The sequence below is a fragment of the bacterium genome, assembly GCA_021372775.1.
Taxonomy (GTDB): domain Bacteria; phylum Acidobacteriota; class Polarisedimenticolia; order J045; family J045; genus JAJFTU01.
Map to the genome: position 1 here is coordinate 1 of JAJFTU010000312.1, position 2,529 is coordinate 2,529.

4 protein-coding genes are annotated in these 2,529 nt (G+C 72.7%); 1 reads left to right on the top strand and 3 read right to left on the bottom strand.

Translation table 11 applies throughout. The features are described 5' to 3' along the window. Nucleotides 1-252: hypothetical protein (locus LLG88_10695; protein MCE5247368.1), on the bottom strand; the 252-nt coding region annotated here is incomplete at its 3' end. 41 nt (nt 253-293) lie between these two features. Continuing rightward, a complete protein-coding gene (locus LLG88_10700; GenBank protein ID MCE5247369.1) occupies nt 294-578 on the bottom strand; it encodes a phosphopantetheine-binding protein in 285 nt (94 codons plus the stop codon). 132 nt (nt 579-710) lie between these two features. Between LLG88_10700 and LLG88_10705 the strand changes: the two genes are divergently transcribed. Then, on the top strand, nt 711-2,273 hold the full coding sequence (locus LLG88_10705; protein ID MCE5247370.1) for a B12-binding domain-containing radical SAM protein: 1,563 nt from the start codon (nt 711-713) through the stop codon (nt 2,271-2,273). Here the strand turns inward: LLG88_10705 and LLG88_10710 are convergent. Next, nucleotides 2,239-2,529, bottom strand: a 291-nt coding sequence (locus tag LLG88_10710) for a hypothetical protein (protein ID MCE5247371.1), incomplete at its 5' end; no start/stop codon positions are given. The two genes, LLG88_10705 and LLG88_10710, sit on opposite strands and share 35 nt — an antisense overlap.

The window sequence follows — 2,529 nt, forward strand, 5'->3', positions numbered from 1 at the left end:
GAAGCCGCACGGGCCGAGCACGACGTCGAGGTTGGCGGCGATCGCGCGGCGGATCTTGCGCAGGAAGACGAAGAAGAAGGCGGTGAAGAGGGCGATGCAGAGCCGCACGCCCCAGTCGGGGAGGATGGAGACGCCCCAACGATGAAACCTGTACCAGAAGACGCCGGTCACGTGGAAGCGGCCGAGCAGGCGCCGCGACCATCCCCCTTCGGGGGCGTGGGGAGGCGTTTCGGCGCGCGAGGTCGCGCTCATGACGATGATCCTTCCGGCGCCCGGGACGCGGCGCCGCGCGCTCAGGCCTGCGCGGCGAGCCTCGAGGCGACCAGGTCGGCGAGCGTGGCGACGGAGTAGAACGCGTCCTTGCCGACGTCCTTGCTTTGGATCTTGATCTGGAACTTCTTCTCCAGCGCCACGACGAGTTCGAGCGCGTCCACGGAGTCGAGCCCGAGCCCTTCGCCGAAGAGCGGAGCGTCGTCCTCGATCCCCGCCGGCTCGACGCCGTCGAGCCGCAGACTCTCCACGATCACTTCCTTGATCGTCGCGCGCAATGCGTCTCTGTCCACGATCGCACCATCCATGAAGGCTGTCCCTTGCCGCCGCCCGGCGGCCCTTCCCCCAAAGGGCGCAAAGTATACCATGCGGTCGGAAACGCCCCGCGCGCCTCGGGCCGCGCTTGTTCGTACATTCCGGCGGTCGCCGGAGGTCCGCGCGTGAAAGCCCTGCTCGTCAACCCGTCGTCGCCGGAGTCGTACTGGAGCGGCGTCCGCTCGCTGCGCTTCGCCGGGCGCCGCTGCCTCCTTCCGCCGCTCGGCCTGCTCACCGTCGCGTCGCTTCTGCCGCCTCGTTGGCGGCTCGACCTCGCGGACGAAAACGTCGCGGAAATCCGCGACGAGCGGCTGCGCGCGGCCGACGTCGCGATGCTCACCGGGATGCTCGTTCAGCGGGATTCGCTCCAGAAGCTGCTCGCCCGCTGCCGCGCGCTCGGCGTGAGGACGGTCGTCGGCGGTCCGTACGCGACGACGTTCCCCGAGGACCTCGCCGCGGCCGACCACGTCGCGGTCGGCGAGGGTGAGGAGTTCGTGCCGCGGCTCGCCGCCGACCTCGAGGCGGGAACGGCGGCGCGCGTCTATCGCGCCGAAGGATGGCCGGATCTCGCCGGCCTGCCGCCGCCGCGCTTCGACCTGCTGCCGAAGCGGGTCTACCGCCAGATGGCGATCCAGTTCTCGCGCGGCTGCCCGTTCGACTGCGAGTTCTGCGACGTCGTGCGCCTCTACGGCCGCCGTCCGCGGACGAAGAGTCCGCGCCAGTTCGTCGGCGAACTGGAGGCGCTGCGCGCGACCGGCTTCCGCGGCGACGTCTTCGTCGTGGACGACAACTTCGTCGGCGACCGCGCCGCGGCGCGCGCCGCGTTGGCGGAGGTCGCGCGCTGGCGGCGCGGAACGCGCGTGCCGTTTCGCTTCTACACCCAGGCCGGCCTCTCCCTCGCCGACGATCCGCCGCTGGCCGAGGCGATGGTCGCGGCCGGCTTCGACGCCGTCTTCGTCGGCGTCGAGACGCCGAACCCGCAGGCGCTGCGCGAGGCGGGGAAGCCGCAGAACCTCCGCGCCCCGCTGGAGCGGATCGAGTCGCTGCGGCGCCGCGGCCTCGAGGTCTGGGGCGGCTTCATCCTCGGCTTCGACGCCGACGGCCCCGACATCTTCGACCGCCTCGCCGAGTTCGTGGAGCGGGCGGCGATTCCGTACGCGATGGTCGGCCTGCTCGGCGCGCTTCCCGGGACGCGCCTCTATCGCCGTCTGGCGGCGGAAGGACGGCTGCGGGCCGACCTGCTGTGGCGCGGCGACCAGTTCGGCGTGACGAACGTCATCCACCGCCTGCCGCTCGACCAACTTCTGGCCGGATATCGCCGCGTGATGGAGCGGCTCTACAGCCCCGAAGGGTACTTCGCGCGTTGCCGGGAGAGCCTGCGCACCTGGTCGCCGGCGCGCGGCGCGCCGCGCGTGCGCTTGTCGTGGGACGATCTGCGCGCGGGGCTGCGGTCGTTCGTCGGCCAAGGGATCAAGGGGCCGTACCGCCGCTCGTACCTGCGCTTCCTCGCCTGGGCGCTCGCGCATCGGCCGGGCAAGCTCCCGCGCGCGGTGACGATGGCCGCGGTGGGGCACCACTTCATCGAGTTCACGAGCGACAAACTCGTCCCCGCGCTCGAGGCGGCGCGGCTGGCGCTCGCGCGCGAGGGGAACGTCAGCGAATCGTCCCCTGCTCCTTCATCTCCTTGAACGTCTCGCCGGCGACGGCGACGAGCTTGGCGTGAAGCCGGCCGGCCGCGACGGCGAACTCCGCGTCCTCCGCGGCGCCGACGTGCGCGCCGAGCGCGGCGCCGAGCGCGGCGTCCCCCGCGTCGGCGACCGCGGCGAACTCGGCGCGCCGCTCCGCGGCGGCGCCGGCCTCGGACCCGCCGCCGACGAACGAGGCGCCGACCGCGTCGTCGAGCTCGCGCGCGACCGCGTCCGGATCCTCGCCCGCGGCGACGAC

Coding starts and splice junctions, on each gene's coding strand:
- LLG88_10700 (MCE5247369.1), bottom strand. CDS start 578: ATGGATGGTGCGATCGTGGACAGAGACGCATTGCGCGCGACGATCAAG.